We start from the raw sequence: 19,765 nt of genomic DNA on the forward strand, positions 1-19,765 counted from the left end.
AAAGATGGCTCTGTTAAGAAAAAATACTTTACAAAGCAATAGTCTTTTTGCTAATATAATTATCTGTGTGAAATAAATTCGGAGGTGCTTTATAAATGGCAGTTAAAATTCGTTTAAAACGTATGGGAGCTAAAAAAACTCCTTTCTATCGTGTAGTTGTTGCAGATTCTCGTTCTCCTCGTGACGGACGTTTCATTGAGGAAATCGGTACTTACAATCCGGTTGCTCAACCAGCTGAAGTTAAGATCAACGAAGAAGCAGCATTAAAATGGTTAGGAAACGGTGCTAAACCATCTGATACAGTTCGTAACCTATTCTCTAACCAAGGTATCATGGAGAAATTCCACTTATCTAAACAAGGTAAGTAATTGAGGCAATGACTATGAAGAAGTTAGTCGAGACGATTGTCAAGCCTCTTGTCGATCATCCTGAAGATGTAAAAGTTACACAGGAACTTTACAACGGAGAGATAAAGTATCGATTAACTGTACATCCTGAGGATGTTGGAAAAGTCATTGGAAAGCAAGGGAGAGTTGCGAAAGCGATTCGAATGCTCTTGTATTCAGTGGGACATCATAATGATGAAAAAGTAACACTGGAAATTCAATAAATGTAAAAAGGGCGAGGAGTTATTTCCTCTCCCTTTTTTAACATTTAAAGAGAAATTGCATGTTCCATATATGAAATGGAGATGCTTAATTTATATAGAAACCAGGGGTGACATACTATTTATGACAAAATGGTTTAACGTAGGGAAAATTGTAAATACTCATGGCGTAAAAGGAGAAATTCGTGTTATTTCTCGTACTGATTTTCCGGAAGAGCGATATAAAGTAGGAAACACGTTATACATATCGAATGAGAAAAGTACAGACTATCTTCCGGTAAAGGTAACTTCTCATCGTCAACATAAGACATTTGATTTATTAACATTTGAAGGATACAACAATGTAGATGAAGTAGAGAAGTTCAAAGGTTCTTTAATAAAAGTACCAGAAGAGCAGTTAGGCGAACTAGCTGAAGGTGAATACTACTATCATGAAATTATTGGTTGCAGTGTTGTAACGGAAGAAGGAGAAGCTTTAGGGACAATTAAAGAGATACTATCTCCTGGTGCGAATGATGTTTGGGTGATTAAACGACCAAAAGGTCAAGATCTTTTAATCCCTTATATTGATGACGTTGTACTTCAAGTTAACATTGAGAATAAATTAGTAACCATTCATGTAATGGAAGGGTTACTATAATGAAGATTGACATTTTAACGTTGTTCCCAGATATGTTTACGGGTGTGTTTGGATCTTCAATTTTAAAGAAAGCACAAGAAAAAGAAGCGGTAGAGCTTCGTGTTGTCAATTTCCGTGATTATACGACTAGTAAGCATAATAGTGTAGATGATTATCCGTATGGTGGTGGCGCTGGGATGGTATTAACCCCGCAGCCTATCTTTGATGCGGTGGAAGAGTTAACGAAGGGAACGGACCGTAAACCGAGGATCGTCTTAATGTGTCCACAAGGAGAGCGTTTTACGCAGAAGAAGGCAGAAGAGCTTGCTGAAGAAGAGCATGTTATTTTTGTATGTGGCCATTATGAAGGGTACGATGAACGAATTCGTGAACATCTTGTAACAGATGAGATATCTATTGGCGACTACGTATTAACAGGCGGAGAATTAGCCTCTATGGTGATTACTGATAGTGTCGTACGTCTCCTGCCAGGAGTACTAGGAAATCATGCTTCACAAGTGGAAGATTCGTTTAGTACAGGCTTATTAGAGCATCCTCACTATACACGTCCGGCTGATTTTCGTGGTATGAAGGTACCAGATGTACTAATGTCAGGAAATCATAAAAATATTGATGAATGGCGACATAAAGAGTCCTTGCGTCGCACGTATACACGTAGACCGGATTTACTGGAAGACCGAGAATTTTCTAAACAAGAAGAGAAATGGTTGAAACAGATTAAAGAAGACAAATAAGGGCTTGATATATTTGCTATTGCAACAGTCCTAGCAATATGCTATTATAACATTTGTGTTACTGAAATCAGTAGCCATATTAACGATGTTCCGCTGTAATTTATTAAGACTTTATAAGAGCATCTGTTTAAAGGAGAGAATTTAATATGCAACAATTAATCGCAGAAATTACAAAAGGCCAATTAAAAACTGACCTTCCTTCATTCCGTCCTGGAGACACTTTACGTGTACACGTAAAAGTAGTTGAGGGAACTCGTGAAAGAATTCAGCTTTTCGAAGGTGTTGTAATTAAACGTCGTGGTGGCGGAATCAGTGAAACATTCACAGTTCGTAAGATTTCTTACGGTGTAGGTGTTGAGCGTACATTCCCAGTTCACACGCCAAGAATCGCGAAAATCGAAGTACTTCGCCGTGGTAAAGTACGTCGTGCTAAGTTATACTACCTACGTAACCTTCGCGGTAAAAAAGCACGTATTAAAGAAATTCGATAAGACATGTATGGGAGCTTGTAAATGCGCAAGCTCCCTTTTTCCAATCTATATGAAATTTTGGTATAATACGAGCAGCTTACATAACCGTGGAGGGGAAATGTATGAAAAAAGAGAAGAGTTCACTTTGGGAATGGATCAAAGCAATTTTGATTGCTGTTGTATTAGCTGGTGTTATTAGACAGTTTTTCTTTGCACCAATTCTCGTAGATGGAGTATCGATGGCGCCAACTTTACACGATCGAGATCGGATGATTGTAAACAAAATCGGTTATCACATAGGAGACCCAAAACGTTTTGATATTATCGTATTTCGTGCAACAGAAGATAAAGATTATATTAAGCGTATTATTGGCCTGCCAGGCGATGAAATAGAGTATCGGAATGATAAACTATATGTTAACGGAAAGGCTTATGAGGAGCCGTATTTAGACAAGCAAAAAAAACAAATTGCTGACGGACCGCTTACATATGATTTTACTCTTGAAGAAATGACAGGAAAGAAAACTGTTCCAGAGGGTCAATTATTTGTTTTAGGCGATAATCGTCGTTTTAGTAAAGATAGTCGTTCCATCGGTACGATTTCAATGGATCAAGTAATTGGTGAAGCCAATATGTTATATTGGCCGTTAAAAGATGCACGTATTGTGAAATAAATGAAAAAGAAGGTGGCAACATGGTAATTCAATGGTTTCCAGGGCATATGGCAAAAGCTAGACGCCAGGTAACAGAAAAATTAAAGTTAATTGATGTTGTAATTGAACTTGTAGATGCTCGATTACCATTATCATCTCGAAACCCGATGATTGATGAAATTATTACACATAAGCCAAGGCTTGTTGTTTTAAATAAAGCGGATATGGCAGATGATCGTTTAACGAAAGAATGGATCGCATATTTTAAAGAAAAAGGCCATATGGCAATTTCAATTAATGCGCAAGCTGGACAAGGTATGAAGGAAATTACTGCGGCTTGTAAAGTGCTCGTTAAAGAGAAGTTTGATAAGATGGTTGCTAAAGGTATTAGACCGAGAGCAATTCGTGCATTAATTGTAGGTATACCGAATGTTGGTAAATCAACGTTAATTAATAAGTTAGCGAAGAAAAATATTGCTAAAACAGGAGATCGTCCAGGTGTGACAACAGCTCAACAATGGATTAAAGTTGGGAAAGAAATGGAACTGTTAGATACACCGGGTATTCTATGGCCTAAATTTGAAGATCAATTAGTCGGTCTTCGTTTAGCGACAACGGGTGCAATTAAAGATTCAATTTTAAATTTACAAGATGTAGCTGTTTACGCATTACGTTTTATGGAGAAACACTACCCAGCACGTTTAAAAGAGCGATATAATTTAAATGAGATTCCGGAAGATATTGTGGAGTTATTCGATGCAATCGGAAAAAACCGAGGTTGCTTAATGGGCGGCGGAATGATTGATTATGATAAAACATCTGAGCTTATACTTCGTGAGCTTCGTGGTGGAAAACTTGGAAAAATGACGTTTGAAACACCAGAAGAGTTTGCAGAGCAGGTAGAAGATGTGAAAAAAGTAGAAGAAGTATAGGACGTGCGTTTGTGCGTCTTTTCTTTTTGGTTACGTTTAAAAGGAGTGTTCATGGATGCAAAAAATGACTATTCAAGAAGCTGAATGTTTACTGCAAGAAATTATGAGTGAAGAAGATGAGCATTTTCAACTATTATTGAAAGATGAGCGAAAAGGTGTTCAAAAATTAATTTTGAAGTGGTATAAACAAAAAGAATTAGCGCGAAAAGATAGAGAAAAATTTCTAGAAATGTCAAAGTACGAAAATGCGTTACGTGAAAAGGGTCTCACATACATTGCTGGCATTGATGAAGTGGGACGTGGACCATTAGCAGGACCGGTTGTGACGGCGGCTGTTATCCTCCCAGAAGATTTTTATATCCCAGGATTAAATGACTCGAAAAAGCTGAGTGAAGCGAAACGTGAGCGTTTTTATGATGAAATTAAAGAACATGCGATTGCGATTGGAGTTGGTATTGTATCACCACAAGTTATTGATGAAATAAATATTTATCAAGCGACGAAGCAAGCAATGTTAGATGCTGTTGCTAATTTATCATGTACACCAGAATATTTATTAATCGATGCGATGAAGCTCCCTACAGCAATTCCGCAAACATCAATTATTAAAGGTGATGCGAAAAGTATCTCGATTTCGGCTGCATCTATAATTGCGAAAGTGACGAGAGATCGTATGATGAAAGAATTAGGAGAAAAGTATCCTGCATATGGATTTGAACAACATATGGGATATGGCACAAAACAACATTTAGAAGCGATTGAAGCCCATGGAGTATTAGAGGAGCATCGAAAATCATTTGCGCCAATTAAAGATATGATTCAAAAATAAGCTGTGAATATACAGCTTATTTTTTTATTTTGGTATATGAAGATTATTATTTTCAAAAAAGAATAAAGCGATTTCAGTTTTCTGACACTTTATTGTAGACAGCGTGCCAATCATCTTATACAATGGCAATGTAATGTTTTTTCAACATTAAAAAACTTTTCGAGTAAAACAGGAAAACAGGGGAGGATGGGACCATGAATATCCATGAGTACCAAGGTAAGGCAGTCCTTAGAAGCTATGGGGTTAGCGTTCCGAACGGGAAGGTTGCATTTACAGTAGAAGAAGCTGTAGAAGCAGCGAAAGAATTAGGAACGGATGTATGTGTAGTTAAAGCACAAATTCACGCTGGTGGACGCGGCAAAGCTGGCGGAGTAAAAGTTGCCAAAAATTTAGATGAAGTTCGTACATATGCAGAGAGCATTTTAGGAACTACACTTGTGACACATCAAACAGGTCCTGAAGGTAAGGAAGTAAAACGCTTACTTATCGAAGAAGGTTGCGATATTAAAAAAGAATATTATGTAGGTCTTGTGTTAGATCGTGCAACTTCTCAAGTTGTTTTAATGGCGTCTGAAGAAGGCGGAACAGAAATTGAAGAAGTAGCAGAAAAAACACCTGAAAAAATCTTTAAAGAATATATTGATCCAGCAGTAGGCTTACAAGGCTTCCAAGCGCGCCGAATCGCATTTAACATCAATATTCCAAAAGAGCTTGTAGGACAAGCTGTGAAGTTTATGATGGGCTTATACCGTGCGTTTATCGAAAAAGATTGCTCTATCGCTGAGATTAATCCACTTGTTACAACAGGTGACGGTAAAGTTATGGCGTTAGATGCAAAATTAAACTTTGATTCTAATGCTTTATATCGCCATAAAGACATTTTAGAACTTCGTGATCTTGAGGAAGAAGATGCAAAAGAAATTGAAGCTTCTAAATATGACTTAAACTACATTCCTTTAGATGGAAATATCGGTTGTATGGTTAATGGTGCAGGTTTAGCGATGGCTACAATGGATATCATTAAACATTACCATGGTGACCCAGCTAACTTCTTAGATGTTGGTGGCGGTGCGACAGCTGAAAAAGTTACAGAAGCATTCAAAATTATCCTTTCTGACAAAAATGTAAAAGGTATCTTCGTTAACATTTTTGGTGGCATTATGAAGTGTGATGTTATTGCAGAAGGTGTTATTGAAGCAACGAAGCAAGTAGGTCTTGAGTTACCTTTAGTTGTACGTCTTGAAGGTACGAACGTAGAGTTAGGTAAGAAAATTTTAAATGAGTCTGGTTTAAATATTGTTGCAGCAGAATCTATGGCAGACGGTGCACAAAAAATTGTTTCACTAGTGGGCTAATAGAAAGCGGGGGAGAAAAATGAGCGTATTAGTTAATAAAGATACAAAAGTTATTGTTCAAGGTATTACAGGTTCTCAAGGGTTATTCCACACAAAGCAAATGATTGAATACGGTACGAAAATTGTCGGTGGTGTAACACCAGGTAAAGGTGGCACTGATATTGAAGGTGTACCAGTATTTGATACAGTAGAAGATGCTGTGAAAGCAACAGGCGCAAACGCTTCAGTTGTATACGTTCCACCCGCTTTTGCGGCTGATGCAATTATGGAAGCAGTTGATGCAGAAATTGATTTAGTAGTATGTATTACTGAAGGAATTCCTGTATTAGATATGGTAAACGTAAAGAGATATATGGCGGGTAAACATACACGTTTACTTGGACCGAACTGCCCAGGTGTTATTACGCCTGATGAATGTAAAATTGGTATCATGCCAGGATACATTCATAAAAAAGGTCACGTTGGTATCGTATCTCGCTCTGGTACATTAACGTATGAAGCTGTACATCAGTTAACACAGGAAGGTATTGGCCAGTCTACTGCTGTAGGTATCGGTGGTGACCCTGTTAACGGTACTGACTTTATTGATGCGTTAAAAGCATTTAATGAAGATGAAGAAACACATGCTGTAATTATGATTGGTGAAATCGGCGGTACAGCAGAAGAAGAGGCAGCGGAATGGGTAAAAGCTAATATGACAAAACCGGTTGTAGGCTTCATTGGTGGCCAAACAGCACCTGAAGGCAAACGTATGGGTCATGCTGGGGCAATCATTTCTGGTGGTAAAGGAACTGCTGCGGAAAAGATTAAAACAATGGAAGCTTGCGGTATTAAAGTAGCTGAAACTCCAGCAGTTATGGGAGAAACGCTAATCTCTGTCTTAAAAGAAAAAGGCTTATTTGAGACTTGTAAAAACTACTAATCTGTTGAAAGACACCTTCTTGCTTGAGGGTGTCTTTTTACAATTTTTATTGTTTACATAATAAAAATTATGGGTAAGGAGAAAAGGGATGAAAAGAGAACGATTATTACATCTTCATTACATGCTAGCGGATCATTGGAAGGCGATAGAGAGGCTACTATATGTTGATCCGGAATTGAAGGGAATATATGCTTTTAGCTCAAAACAAATTGAATACTACACTGGAATATCCTCAAAAAAATCTTCTGAATTAGTAAATTTTCTTCAAAGTTCAAATCTCCTGCAATATATATCTTATTTAGAGGAAAATCGAATCTTTTATATAACTATATGGGATGAAGATTATCCACAATTATTACGTGAAATACAAGATCCTCCTTTTGTTTTATATGGAAAAGGAGAGAGGGATTTTCTTAATAAAGCAAATAAACTAGCGGTTGTTGGAACGAGAGAACCAACTTTATATGGGCATGAGAGTATGAAATTTATTTTACATCCTTTATTAGAAAAGGAATGGCTTATTGTGAGTGGCTTTGCAAAAGGAATAGATACAATTTCTCATGAAATTACAGTAAGAAAGAATTGTCCGACTATTGCGGTATTGGGACACGGATTATCTTATATGTATCCAAAAGAAAATAGACATTTATATGAAGCCTGGAAGGAATATATATTGTTATTAACAGAGTACCCGCCGCACTATGCACCGAAAAAATGGTATTTTCCAAAAAGAAACCGGATTATTAGTGGTATAAGTAAAGGGGTTTTAGTTGTAGAAGCGAAATCGAGAAGTGGAACACTTATTACTGCGGACCTTGCGTTAGAGCAAAATAGAGAGGTATTTGCGCTTCCTGGACCTATATTTATAGAGGGTGCATCGGGAACAAATCATCTTATTCAGCAAGGTGCAAAACTAGTAAGAAATGCAGAAGATATCTTAGAAGAGATTTTAAATTAATCTTATATTTTTATGTTTTTATTAAACAATTATTGACAAATGGTAGATTCGCACTGTATGGTATATTCATTCTTGATTGACAAAAACAAGAGAAATCAATAAGATTAATGAAGACTTGAATCCACCTCTTAAGGAGGCACTAGCATGTCAGATTACCTCGTAATCGTGGAGTCGCCTTCTAAGGCGAAGACCATTGAGAAATATTTAGGGAAAAAATACAAAGTTGTCGCGTCTATGGGACACGTTCGCGATTTGCCAAAAAGTCAAATGGGGATAGAAGTAAAGAATAACTTCACCCCGAAGTATATTACCATTCGTGGTAAAGGTCCCGTCTTAAAAGATTTAAAATCAGCGGCAAAAAAAGCAAAGAAAGTCTATCTCGCGGCCGATCCAGACCGCGAAGGGGAAGCAATTGCTTGGCATTTAGCAAATACGCTAAATGTGGACGTTGAATCGGATTGCCGAGTTGTGTTTAATGAGATTACAAAAGATGCAATAAAAGAATCATTTAAACATCCTCGTGCGATTAATATGGATTTAGTAGATGCACAACAAGCAAGACGTATACTTGATCGTCTTGTTGGTTACAATATTAGTCCTTTATTATGGAAGAAAGTAAAAAAAGGATTAAGTGCAGGACGCGTACAATCTGTAGCAGTTCGTCTAATCATCGAACGTGAAAGAGAAATTGAAAACTTTGAGCCTGAAGAATTCTGGACAATCAAGACAGAATTTGTGAAAGGGAAAGACACATTTGAAGCAAGTTTTTACGGTGTAGATGGTGAGAAAGTTCAATTAACGAATGAAACGCAAGTAAATGAAATAATTGAACAGATGAAAGATAATGCGTTTTCAGTTGAAAATGTAACGAGAAAAGAGCGAAAACGTAATCCTGCATTACCGTTTACAACATCTTCCTTGCAACAAGAAGCAGCACGTAAGTTAAATATGCGAGCAAAGAAGACAATGATGCTTGCGCAGCAATTGTATGAAGGGATAGATCTTGGAAAACAAGGGACTGTGGGTCTTATTACGTATATGAGAACTGACTCAACACGTATCTCAGAAACAGCTCAAACAGAGGCTCGTACTTACATTACTGAGGCGTTTGGTGCGGAATACATAGGAACAGAAAAGAAGAAAGAAACGAAAAAATCAAATGCACAAGATGCGCATGAGGCGGTTCGTCCTACTTCAGTAATGAGAAAGCCAGAGGAACTGAAAAGTTTCTTAAGTCGTGACCAACTTCGATTGTATAAATTGATTTGGGAGCGATTTGTTGCAAGTCAAATGGCGTCTGCTATAATGGATACTGTTACAGCAAAACTCATTAATAACAATGTTCAGTTCCGTGCAAGTGGATCAGTAGTGAAATTCCCAGGATTTATGAAAGTGTATGTAGAGTCAAAAGATGATGGTGCGGAAGAAAAGGATAAGATGTTGCCACCTTTAGAAGTAGGGGAAACTGTATTTTCAAAGGATTTAGAACCGAAGCAACACTTCACACAACCACCGCCGCGTTATACAGAGGCTCGACTAGTAAGAACACTTGAAGAACTTGGAATAGGGCGACCATCTACTTACGTACCGACACTTGAAACAATTCAAAAGCGTGGTTACGTAGGTTTGGATAATAAGCGCTTTGTCCCGACTGAACTGGGTGAAATAGTAATCGAACTTATTTTAGAGTTTTTCCCAGAAATTATTAACATCGAATTCACTGCCAATATGGAGCGAGGCCTTGATGAAGTTGAAGAAGGAAATGCGAATTGGGTGAAAATTGTTGATGATTTCTACGTAGGATTTGAACCGCGTTTAGAAAAAGCGGAAAAAGAAATGCGTGAAGTGGAAATTAAAGATGAACCAGCTGGTGAAGACTGTGAATTATGTAATCATCCAATGGTCTTTAAAATGGGTAAATATGGGAAGTTTATGGCTTGTTCGAATTTCCCAGATTGTCGTAATACAAAACCGATTGTAAAAGAAATCGGTGTTACTTGTCCAAAGTGTGATAAAGGGCAAATTATTGAACGTCGTAGTAACAAAAAGAAACGTCTTTTCTATGGATGCGGTACGTATCCAGAATGCGACTTTGTATCTTGGGATAAGCCAATTGGCCGTAAATGTCCGAAGTGTGAAGGTATGCTCGTAGATAAGAAGTTGAAAAAAGGCGTGCAAGTACAATGTATTTCGTGTGATTATGAAGAAGAACAACAAATGTGAGCGTAACTGCTCACATTTTTTTCGGGAAGAAAAGGAAAGGTGATATATATGACAACACAAGTAGTAAACGTCATTGGCGCAGGTCTTGCAGGAAGTGAAGCAGCTTACCAAATTGCAAAACGTGGTGTCCAAGTAAGATTATATGAAATGAGACCAGTAAGGCAAACACCAGCTCATCACACTGATAAATTTGCTGAATTAGTATGCAGTAACTCGCTTCGTGCAAACACATTAACAAATGCTGTTGGTGTTATTAAAGAAGAAATGCGTTTAATGGATTCAGTAATTATTCGCGCAGCTGATGAGTGCTCTGTACCAGCTGGAGGCGCTTTAGCGGTTGATCGTCATGAGTTTGCAGCTAAAGTAACTGAATACGTGAAGAATCATCCGAATGTAACTGTAGTGAATGAAGAGCTTACTGAAATTCCAGAAGGACCAACAATTATTGCAACAGGTCCACTTACATCTCCGGATCTTTCTGCTAAATTGAAAGAATTAACAGGTGAAGATTATTTCTATTTCTACGATGCAGCAGCACCAATCGTAGAAAAAGACAGCATTGATATGAACAAAGTATATTTAAAATCTCGTTATGATAAAGGGGAAGCGGCATATTTAAACTGTCCAATGACAGAAGAAGAATTTGACCGTTTTTATGAGGCTTTAATTGCTGCTGAAACAGTACCTTTAAAAGAATTCGAAAAAGAAATTTTCTTTGAAGGTTGTATGCCAGTGGAAGTTATGGCAAGCAGAGGAAGACAGACGTTAGTATTTGGACCAATGAAGCCTGTTGGATTAGAAGATCCGAAAACAGGGGAAACGCCATTTGCGGTTGTTCAGTTACGTCAAGATGATGCAGCGGGAACGTTATACAATATCGTAGGCTTCCAAACGCATTTAAAGTGGGGACCACAAAAAGAAGTGTTACAGTTAATTCCGGGACTGGAAAACGCAGAAATTGTACGCTACGGTGTAATGCATCGTAATACGTTTATTAATTCACCTAATTTGCTTCGTCCAACATATCAATATAAACAACGTGATGATTTATTCTTCGCTGGTCAAATGACTGGAGTAGAGGGATATGTTGAATCGGCGGCATCAGGATTATTAGCGGGTATTAACGCCGCTCGACTTGTGAAAGGTGAAGAGCCAGTTGTATTACCACCTGTAACTGCAATGGGAAGTATGGCGAATTACATTACAGCGACAAATGCGAAAAACTTCCAACCAATGAATGCAAACTTCGGTCTATTCGCACCGTTAGAGAAGAAGATTAAAAGGAAAGCAGAACGAAATGAAGCGTATGCTACACGCGCTTTAGAAACAATTCAAAATTTTGTAAATATTTAGTTAAATTTCTTGCAAAGGCTACTAAGTTGTGATACGATTTAGTAGCCTTTATTGAGGTGAGTTATGTGAATGTGAAGAAATTGTTACAATTATTCGTTGGATATTTACAAATTGAAAGAAATTATTCAAAATATACAATTGCAAGTTATCAAAATGATTTAGAACATTTTGTGCAATTTATGGAGCGAGAAGGTATATCCTCTTTTTTAGATGTTACATACGCGGATGTTCGTTTATACTTGACGACGTTACACGATGAAAAGTTAGCCCGTAAATCTGTCGCAAGAAAAGTATCAAGCTTACGAAGTTTATATCGTTTTTTGATGCGTGAAGGTTATCGGAAAGATAACCCGTTTGCACTTGCTTCACTCCCCAAGAAAGAATTGTCGATCCCAAAGTTTTTATATGCTGAAGAGTTAGAGGAATTATTTGAAGTTTCTGATACGAACACGCCACTAGGTCAAAGAAATCAAGCTTTATTGGAGTTGATGTATGCGACTGGGATTCGTGTAAGTGAATGCGTTAATTTGCAGCTTACAGATATTGACTTTGCAGTGGGAACAATTTTAGTGATGGGAAAAGGGAAAAAACAAAGGTACATTCCGTTCGGAAGCTACGCACAAGATGCTTTAATTACTTATATAGAGAACGGGAGAAAACAGTTAGCTAACAAGACTGAAGAACACTCTCATATGGTATTTTTAAATGCGAAAGGTACGCCGCTAACAAATCGAGGTGTGCGTTATGTATTAAACGAACTCATTAAGAAGGCTTCACTGACAATGCGGATAAGTCCTCATATGTTAAGGCATACATTTGCTACACACATGTTAGATGAAGGAGCGGATCTACGTACTGTACAAGAGCTATTAGGTCATGAAAATTTGTCGACGACACAAATTTATACGCATGTCTCTAAAGAAAGATTGCGTTCTGTTTACATGAAGCATCACCCGCGAGCATAAATTGCTTTTAAAGCTATAAAAACATATAAAGGAGTTTTTTCTATGGGAAATTTCCACGCTACAACGATATTTGCAGTTCAACATAATGGAGAATGTGCAATGGCTGGAGATGGGCAGGTGACGATGGGAAATGCTGTTGTAATGAAACATACAGCTCGTAAAGTTCGTAGGCTTTTCCAAGGTAAAGTTTTAGCTGGTTTTGCAGGTTCAGTTGCTGACGCATTTACTCTTTTTGAAATGTTTGAAGGGAAATTAGAAGAGTATAATGGCAACTTGCAACGTGCTGCTGTTGAAATGGCAAAACAATGGCGTGGCGATAAAATGTTACGTCAGCTAGAAGCGATGCTCATTGTCATGGATAAAACGACTATGCTCCTTGTTTCAGGTACAGGAGAAGTGATTGAACCGGATGATGGTATTTTAGCAATTGGATCTGGTGGGAATTATGCACTTTCTGCAGGTCGTGCTTTAAAGCAATATGCAAGTGAACACTTAACAGCGAAACAAATTGCGAAAGCGAGTTTAGAGATTGCTGGCGATATTTGTGTTTATACGAATCACAATATAATTGTTGAAGAATTGTAGAATCGTAAGGGAGGCATTTTATATGCATTTACATTTTACTCCGCGCCAAATTGTGGAAAAATTAGATCAGTACATCATCGGTCAAAAAGATGCAAAGAAAGCGGTTGCTGTAGCGTTGAGAAATCGATACCGTCGTAGTAAATTAGCTGAGAATTTACGTGATGAAATAGCACCTAAAAATATTTTGATGATTGGACCGACAGGTGTTGGGAAAACAGAGGTAGCACGACGAATGGCGAAACTCGTTGGAGCACCTTTTATTAAGGTTGAAGCTACGAAATTCACAGAAGTTGGATATGTAGGTAGAGATGTAGAGTCGATGGTACGTGACCTTGTGGAAACGTCAGTTCGTATCGTGAAAGAAGAAATGGTAGTGAAAGTTCAAGATAAAGCAGAAGAGCAAGCGAATCAACGTCTTGTTGAAATTTTAGTGCCGAGTCCGGAGAAGCAATCTGGATTTAAAAACCCGTTAGAAATGCTTTTTGGCGGCGCTCAAAATTCGAATCAAACATCTGATGCACAGGAAGATGCTGAAATCGAAAAGAAACGTCTAGACGTAGAAAAAAAGCTTGCTGCAGGACTTCTTGAAGAAGAAATTGTATCGATTGAAGTGACTGAGCAGCAGTCTTCGATGTTTGATATGTTACAAGGAACTGGTATGGAACAAATGGGGATGAATTTCCAAGATGCATTAGGAAGTTTTATGCCGAAAAAAACGAAAAAACGTAAACTTTCTGTAAAAGAAGCGAGAAAACTCTTGACAAATGAAGAGGCACAGCGCTTAATTGATATGGATGAAGTTACACAAGAGGCTGTTTATCGTGCTGAACAGCTCGGGATTATTTTTATCGATGAAATTGACAAAATTGCTGGTAAGCAGTCGAATAGCGTAGATGTATCACGTGAAGGTGTGCAACGTGACATTCTGCCGATTGTAGAAGGATCGAATGTTGCGACAAAATACGGATCAGTAAAAACGGATTATATTTTATTCGTTGCAGCTGGAGCGTTTCATATGTCTAAACCGTCGGATTTGATTCCGGAATTGCAAGGGAGATTTCCGATTCGAGTAGAATTAACAAAATTATCGACAGATGATTTTGTTAAAATATTAATCGAGCCTGACAATGCGCTAATCAAACAATATATGGCATTATTAGCGACTGAAGGTATAGAAATTGAATTTTCAGACGAAGCTATTCGTAAGATTGCTGAGATTGCTTATCAAGTTAATCAGGATACAGATAATATTGGAGCGAGAAGACTTCATACGATTATGGAGAAGCTCCTTGAAGATTTATCATTTGAAGCATCTGAAATTACGTTAGAGAAAATAACGATAACACCTCAATATGTTGAGGAGAAATTAGTGACAATCGCTAAAAATAAAGATGTGAGCCAGTTTATTTTGTAATAGTGTCATCAGGTGACTCGCCCTAGTTTCCAAGTGATGAAAAAATATGTAAGTAACATGTAGGAGGAACTTTTGAAATGGAATTATTAGCAAAAACGAGAAAATTAAATGCGTTATTACAAAGCGCAGCAGGAAAACCTGTAAACTTTAGAGAAATGTCTGACACAATGTGTGAAGTAATCGAAGCGAACGTATTCGTTGTTAGTCGTCGCGGTAAATTACTAGGATATGCTATTCACCAACAAATCGAGAACGAACGTATGAAGCAAATGCTAGCGGAGCGTCAATTCCCAGAGGAGTATACGCAAAGTTTATTCAATGTTACAGAAACATCTTCAAATTTAGGTGTGGATAGTGCTTACACAGCATTCCCAGTAGAAAACAGTGAATTATTCGGTCAAGGTTTAACTACAATCGTACCGATCGTTGGTGGCGGTGAGCGTCTAGGTACATTAGTATTAGCTCGTCTTGGTCAAGAGTTCTTAGATGATGATTTAATCCTTGCTGAATACAGCTCAACTGTTGTAGGTATGGAAATCTTACGTGAAAAAGCAGAAGAAATCGAAGAGGAAGCACGTAGTAAAGCTGTTGTTCAAATGGCAATCAGCTCATTATCTTACAGTGAGTTAGAAGCAATTGAGCACATCTTCGAAGAATTAAATGGAACAGAAGGTTTACTTGTTGCAAGTAAAATTGCTGATCGTGTAGGGATTACTCGTTCTGTAATCGTAAATGCACTACGTAAATTAGAAAGTGCTGGTGTTATTGAGTCTCGCTCTTTAGGTATGAAAGGAACATACATTAAAGTGCTAAACGACAAGTTTCTACAAGAACTTGCTAAATTAAAAACAAACTAATTGATAAAAAACTCTCCTCGGTTGAGGAGAGTTTTTTGCTTTGTAAGAGGTTGATGTTGCTTATGTGAAGCGTCATGGCAATGTTCTTTAGAAACTATTAAATGAATGTCACTCCCTTGCTTAAAGAAAATGAAGATTGGGAATACTAGAATTCGAGCATGGAAAAAAGAAAGTTTTACATTGTTCGCATTTTCGACTTGATTGTAATATTTCAGTATGATATAGTAAGCAGTGGTGTCAGTACAAAGTACACACGTTTACTGATTTAAGTGTTGGTGCTACGTTTGTAGTTTCGCTTAGAGTTGAAGTAAACGGAGGATATCAAAAACCATTTAGGAGGAACTATATTATGTCAGTAATTTCTATGAAGCAATTGCTTGAAGCTGGTGTTCATTTCGGACATCAAACTCGTCGTTGGAACCCAAAAATGAAGCGTTACATTTTCACAGAGCGTAACGGTATCTACATCATCGACTTACAAAAAACTGTGAAAAAAGTTGAGGAAGCTTACAGAACGATGCGTGACATCGCTGCTGAAGGCGGAGACATTTTATTCGTAGGTACTAAAAAACAAGCACAAGAAGCTATTAAAGAAGAAGCAACTCGTGCTGGTATGTACTTCGTTAACCAACGTTGGTTAGGTGGAACTTTAACAAACTTCCAAACAATCCAAAAGCGTATCAAGCGTCTTAAAGACATCGAAAGAATGCAAGAAGATGGTACTTTCGAAGTACTTCCTAAGAAAGAAGTTGTTCAACTTAAAAAAGAGTTAGAGCGTCTTGAGAAATTCTTAGGCGGTATTAAAGATATGAAAGGTCTTCCAAGTGCATTATTCGTAGTAGACCCTCGTAAAGAGCGTATTGCAGTTGCTGAAGCACGCAAATTACACATTCCAATCATCGGTATCGTTGATACAAACTGTGATCCAGACGAAATCGATCACGTTATCCCAGCAAACGATGATGCAATTCGTGCTGTAAAACTTCTTACATCTAAAATGGCAGACGCGATCCTTGAAGCAAAACAAGGTGAAGAAACTGTTACTGCGTAACAAATTTGGAAAGGTGATAAGGGGTTCGGCCTTTTATCACCTTTTTTAAGGTATAAACACCTTTTCAAAAGGTATAAATACATATTTTAGGAGGATGAAAAATATGGCAATCACTGCACAAATGGTAAAAGAACTTCGTGAAAAAACAGGCGCAGGTATGATGGACTGCAAAAAAGCTTTAACTGAAACAAACGGTGACATGGAGAAAGCAATTGATTTCTTACGTGAAAAAGGTATTGCGAAAGCTGCTAAAAAAGCAGACCGTATCGCTGCTGAAGGTTTAACTTTCATCGAAACAAACGGTAACGAAGGTTTAATCTTAGAATTAAACTCTGAAACTGATTTCGTTGCGAAAAACGAAGGTTTCCAAGCATTAATTAAAGAATTAGCTGCTCATTTATTAGCTAACAAACCAGCTAACATTGAAGAAGCTATGGCTCAAACAATCGAAGGCGGCAAAACAGTAGAAGAGCACATCAACGAAGCAATCGCTAAAATTGGTGAAAAACTTACACTTCGTCGTTTCGAAATCGTATCAAAAACTGATGCTGATGCATTTGGCGCTTACCTACACATGGGTGGACGTATTGGTGTATTAACAGTTCTTGAAGGTTCTACTGACGAAGCAGCTGCTAAAGATGTTGCAATGCACATCGCAGCAGTTAACCCTAAATACATCGACCGCGATGCTGTAACAGCTGAAGAAGTTGAGCATGAGCGTCAAGTATTAACACAACAAGCTTTAAACGAAGGCAAGCCTGAAAAAATCGTTGCAAAAATGGTTGAAGGCCGTCTTGGCAAATTCTTCGAAGAAATTTGCTTACTTGACCAAGCATTCGTTAAAAACCCTGATATGAAAGTTCGCCAGTTCGTTGAGTCTAAAGGCGGAACATTAAAAGGATTCGTTCGCTACGCTGTTGGTGAAGGTATCGAAAAACGCGAAGACAACTTTGCTGAAGAAGTAATGAACCAAGTAAAAGGTAGCAACTAATACAGATTAGGGAACACTTTGTGTTCCCTTTTTTAAAATAAAGATGTAAGCAATTGGAGGTTCATTATGAGTAAACCGAAATATAATCGTGTCGTATTAAAGCTAAGCGGAGAAGCGTTAGCTGGCGAACAAGGATTTGGAATTAACCCAGCTGTTATTAAATCAGTTGCGGAACAAGTGAAGGAAATTGCAGAACTTGATGTAGAAGTTGCTGTTGTTGTTGGTGGCGGAAACATTTGGCGTGGAAAAATCGGAAGTGAAATGGGAATGGATCGTGCTGGAGCAGATTACATGGGTATGTTAGCAACAGTTATGAACTCATTAGCTCTTCAAGATAGCCTAGAGAACATTGGCATTCAAACTCGTGTCCAAACTTCAATCGAAATGCGTCAGGTTGCAGAGCCGTACATTCGTCGTAAAGCAGTTCGTCACCTAGAGAAAAAACGTGTTGTGATCTTTGCAGCAGGTACAGGTAACCCGTACTTCTCTACAGACACAACGGCAGCATTACGTGCAGCGGAAATCGAAGCGGACGTTATTTTAATGGCGAAAAATAATGTGGATGGCGTATATAGTGCGGATCCATCTATTGACCCAACAGCTACAAAATACGAAACACTTACTTACTTAGACGTATTAAAAGAAGGTTTAGGTGTAATGGATTCTACAGCTTCTTCTTTATGTATGGATAACGATATTCCATTAATTGTATTCTCGGTTATGGAAAAAGGTAACATTAAACGTGCCGTTTTAGGCGAAAATATTGGAACAGTTGTAAGGGGGAAATAAATATGGGACAACAAGTATTGAAGTCTTCAAATGAAAAAATGGAAAAAGCAGTTGCAGCTTATTCTCGTGAATTAGCAACAGTTCGCGCTGGTCGTGCAAGCTCATCTGTATTAGATAAGGTACAAGTTGATTACTACGGTGCACCAACACCAGTTGTGCAATTAGCGAACATCACAGTTCCAGAAGCACGTTTACTTGTAATTCAGCCTTATGATAAAACTTCTATTGGTGATATCGAAAAAGCAATTTTAAAAGCAGATTTAGGCTTAAACCCTTCTAATGATGGAACTGTAATTCGTATTGCATTCCCTGCATTAACAGAAGAGCGTCGCCGTGATCTTGTTAAAGTTGTGAAAAAATATGCTGAAGAAGCAAAAGTTGCTGTTCGTAACGTACGTCGTGACGGTAACGATGATCTTAAGAAGCTTGAAAAAGCTGGCGAGATTACAGAAGATGATTTAAGAGGATATACTGAAGATATCCAAAAAGAAACAGATAAATATATTGCAAAAGTTGACGAAATCGCAAAAAACAAAGAAAAAGAAATCATGGAAGTGTAATAGCGATACCTTCGCAAATATGACCCTCTTCTTAAGGGGGTCTTTTTACACTTTTAGGCATACGTCTGCTTGCTGGAGGGTATGAATGATGTTTAAAAACTTTCCTTTTTTTAAAGGTAAAAAGGACACATCGTTTGATCATCTCGTTGAAAAAGTGAAAAAAGGATACATCCCAGAACATATTGCTATCATTATGGATGGCAATGGAAGATGGGCAAAGAGGAGAGCAATGCCTCGTATTGCGGGACATCATGAAGGCATGCAAGTTGTAAAGAAAATTACAAAATTTGCAAGTAAACTTAATGTAAAAGTATTAACTCTCTATGCTTTTTCAACTGAGAACTGGAAAAGACCGAAAAAAGAAGTTGATTATTTAATGAAGCTTCCAGAAGAATTTCTAGGTACATTTTTACCGGAATTGATTGAAGAGAACGTACAAGTCCGAGTAATAGGACAAAAAGATCGTCTTCCTACGCACACACGCAGAGCGATGGAAAAAGCCATGGAAGATACGAAAGAGAATACGGGATTAATTTTGAACTTCGCGTTAAACTATGGAAGTCGAGATGAAATCGTTTCTGCTGTGCAACATATGATGAAAGATAGTGAGGAAAGAAAAATTCGTGTTGAAGATGTAAGTGAAGAAATGCTTTCTTCATATTTAATGACGAGTTCTTTACCTGATCCAGAGTTGTTAATCCGTACAAGCGGAGAGCTACGTATTAGTAATTTCATGTTATGGCAAATTGCATATTCGGAATTTTGGTTTACAGATGTGTATTGGCCAGACTTTACTGAAGAACATTTGCTAAATGCGATTACAGACTTTCAGCATAGAGGGCGCAGATTCGGAGGCGTGTAGAAAGAGAGGGTTTGG

The 19,765-nt window shown here is 37.8% G+C and carries 22 protein-coding genes; all 22 read left to right on the forward strand.

All coding sequences use genetic code 11. The annotated features are described in order from the left end of the window. Window positions 1-95: 95 nt before the first annotated feature. Window positions 96-368: a 30S ribosomal protein S16 gene (rpsP, locus tag COI75_RS13290; protein ID WP_000268750.1), complete on the forward strand. Its 273-nt coding sequence runs from the start codon at window positions 96-98 to the stop codon at window positions 366-368. Between the two features lie 14 nt (window positions 369-382). Then, entirely contained in the window at window positions 383-610 is a 228-nt protein-coding gene (locus tag COI75_RS13295) for a KH domain-containing protein (protein WP_000737399.1), read from the forward strand. 121 nt (window positions 611-731) lie between these two features. After that, window positions 732-1,247 carry a ribosome maturation factor RimM gene (gene rimM / locus COI75_RS13300; protein ID WP_000170265.1) on the forward strand — a complete coding sequence of 172 codons (516 nt, stop codon included), beginning with the start codon at window positions 732-734 and terminating at the stop codon, window positions 1,245-1,247. Continuing rightward, entirely contained in the window at window positions 1,247-1,981 is a 735-nt protein-coding gene (gene trmD, locus COI75_RS13305) for a tRNA (guanosine(37)-N1)-methyltransferase TrmD (protein WP_000686895.1), read from the forward strand. Before rimM ends, trmD begins: the two co-directional genes overlap by 1 nt. A 146-nt stretch (window positions 1,982-2,127) precedes the next feature. Further along, window positions 2,128-2,472, forward strand: coding sequence for a 50S ribosomal protein L19 (gene rplS / locus COI75_RS13310; RefSeq protein WP_001186516.1), 345 nt, complete (start codon window positions 2,128-2,130; stop codon window positions 2,470-2,472). Between the two features lie 101 nt (window positions 2,473-2,573). Further along, window positions 2,574-3,125 (forward strand): signal peptidase I, encoded by a 552-nt coding sequence (gene lepB / locus COI75_RS13315; RefSeq protein ID WP_000711854.1) that lies wholly within the window; start codon window positions 2,574-2,576, stop codon window positions 3,123-3,125. 20 nt (window positions 3,126-3,145) lie between these two features. Then, window positions 3,146-4,036: a ribosome biogenesis GTPase YlqF gene (gene ylqF, locus COI75_RS13320; protein WP_000236687.1), complete on the forward strand. Its 891-nt coding sequence runs from the start codon at window positions 3,146-3,148 to the stop codon at window positions 4,034-4,036. 55 nt (window positions 4,037-4,091) lie between these two features. Next, window positions 4,092-4,865, forward strand: coding sequence for a ribonuclease HII (locus COI75_RS13325; RefSeq protein WP_001171126.1), 774 nt, complete (start codon window positions 4,092-4,094; stop codon window positions 4,863-4,865). A gap of 194 nt (window positions 4,866-5,059) precedes the next feature. Then, the gene (gene sucC, locus COI75_RS13330; protein ID WP_001020788.1) at window positions 5,060-6,220 is read left to right on the forward strand and encodes an ADP-forming succinate--CoA ligase subunit beta; all 1,161 of its coding nucleotides are present in this window, start codon (window positions 5,060-5,062) and stop codon (window positions 6,218-6,220) included. Window positions 6,221-6,239: 19 nt separating this feature from the next. Beyond that, window positions 6,240-7,142, forward strand: coding sequence for a succinate--CoA ligase subunit alpha (gene sucD, locus COI75_RS13335; RefSeq protein WP_000115179.1), 903 nt, complete (start codon window positions 6,240-6,242; stop codon window positions 7,140-7,142). An 88-nt stretch (window positions 7,143-7,230) separates the two neighbouring features. Then, entirely contained in the window at window positions 7,231-8,100 is an 870-nt protein-coding gene (dprA, locus tag COI75_RS13340; RefSeq protein WP_000818048.1) for a DNA-processing protein DprA, read from the forward strand. Between the two features lie 144 nt (window positions 8,101-8,244). Then, the gene (gene topA / locus COI75_RS13345; RefSeq protein WP_001286958.1) at window positions 8,245-10,323 is read left to right on the forward strand and encodes a type I DNA topoisomerase; all 2,079 of its coding nucleotides are present in this window, start codon (window positions 8,245-8,247) and stop codon (window positions 10,321-10,323) included. A 48-nt stretch (window positions 10,324-10,371) separates the two neighbouring features. Further along, window positions 10,372-11,676: an FADH(2)-oxidizing methylenetetrahydrofolate--tRNA-(uracil(54)-C(5))-methyltransferase TrmFO gene (gene trmFO, locus COI75_RS13350; RefSeq protein WP_000213008.1), complete on the forward strand. Its 1,305-nt coding sequence runs from the start codon at window positions 10,372-10,374 to the stop codon at window positions 11,674-11,676. Between the two features lie 65 nt (window positions 11,677-11,741). After that, a complete protein-coding gene (xerC, locus tag COI75_RS13355) occupies window positions 11,742-12,641 on the forward strand; it encodes a tyrosine recombinase XerC (RefSeq protein WP_001101246.1) in 900 nt (299 codons plus the stop codon). 42 nt (window positions 12,642-12,683) lie between these two features. Continuing rightward, window positions 12,684-13,226: an ATP-dependent protease proteolytic subunit HslV gene (gene hslV / locus COI75_RS13360; RefSeq protein ID WP_000526275.1), complete on the forward strand. Its 543-nt coding sequence runs from the start codon at window positions 12,684-12,686 to the stop codon at window positions 13,224-13,226. 22 nt (window positions 13,227-13,248) lie between these two features. Then, window positions 13,249-14,640 carry an ATP-dependent protease ATPase subunit HslU gene (gene hslU, locus COI75_RS13365; RefSeq protein WP_000550075.1) on the forward strand — a complete coding sequence of 464 codons (1,392 nt, stop codon included), beginning with the start codon at window positions 13,249-13,251 and terminating at the stop codon, window positions 14,638-14,640. A gap of 77 nt (window positions 14,641-14,717) precedes the next feature. Continuing rightward, the gene (gene codY / locus COI75_RS13370; RefSeq protein WP_000421293.1) at window positions 14,718-15,497 is read left to right on the forward strand and encodes a GTP-sensing pleiotropic transcriptional regulator CodY; all 780 of its coding nucleotides are present in this window, start codon (window positions 14,718-14,720) and stop codon (window positions 15,495-15,497) included. A gap of 349 nt (window positions 15,498-15,846) precedes the next feature. Beyond that, window positions 15,847-16,548, forward strand: a complete 702-nt coding sequence (gene rpsB, locus COI75_RS13375) for a 30S ribosomal protein S2 (protein WP_000111485.1) — start codon at window positions 15,847-15,849, stop codon at window positions 16,546-16,548. Between the two features lie 103 nt (window positions 16,549-16,651). Next, the gene (gene tsf / locus COI75_RS13380) at window positions 16,652-17,539 is read left to right on the forward strand and encodes a translation elongation factor Ts (RefSeq protein WP_001018584.1); all 888 of its coding nucleotides are present in this window, start codon (window positions 16,652-16,654) and stop codon (window positions 17,537-17,539) included. Window positions 17,540-17,605: 66 nt separating this feature from the next. Then, window positions 17,606-18,328 (forward strand): UMP kinase, encoded by a 723-nt coding sequence (gene pyrH / locus COI75_RS13385; protein WP_000042664.1) that lies wholly within the window; start codon window positions 17,606-17,608, stop codon window positions 18,326-18,328. 2 nt (window positions 18,329-18,330) lie between these two features. After that, the gene (frr, locus tag COI75_RS13390; protein WP_000531505.1) at window positions 18,331-18,888 is read left to right on the forward strand and encodes a ribosome recycling factor; all 558 of its coding nucleotides are present in this window, start codon (window positions 18,331-18,333) and stop codon (window positions 18,886-18,888) included. Window positions 18,889-18,973: 85 nt separating this feature from the next. Then, entirely contained in the window at window positions 18,974-19,750 is a 777-nt protein-coding gene (gene uppS, locus COI75_RS13395; RefSeq protein ID WP_000971304.1) for an isoprenyl transferase, read from the forward strand. Window positions 19,751-19,765: the final 15 nt, after the last annotated feature.

The organism is Bacillus cereus, from assembly GCF_002564555.1.
Classification (GTDB): domain Bacteria; phylum Bacillota; class Bacilli; order Bacillales; family Bacillaceae_G; genus Bacillus_A; species Bacillus_A cereus_K.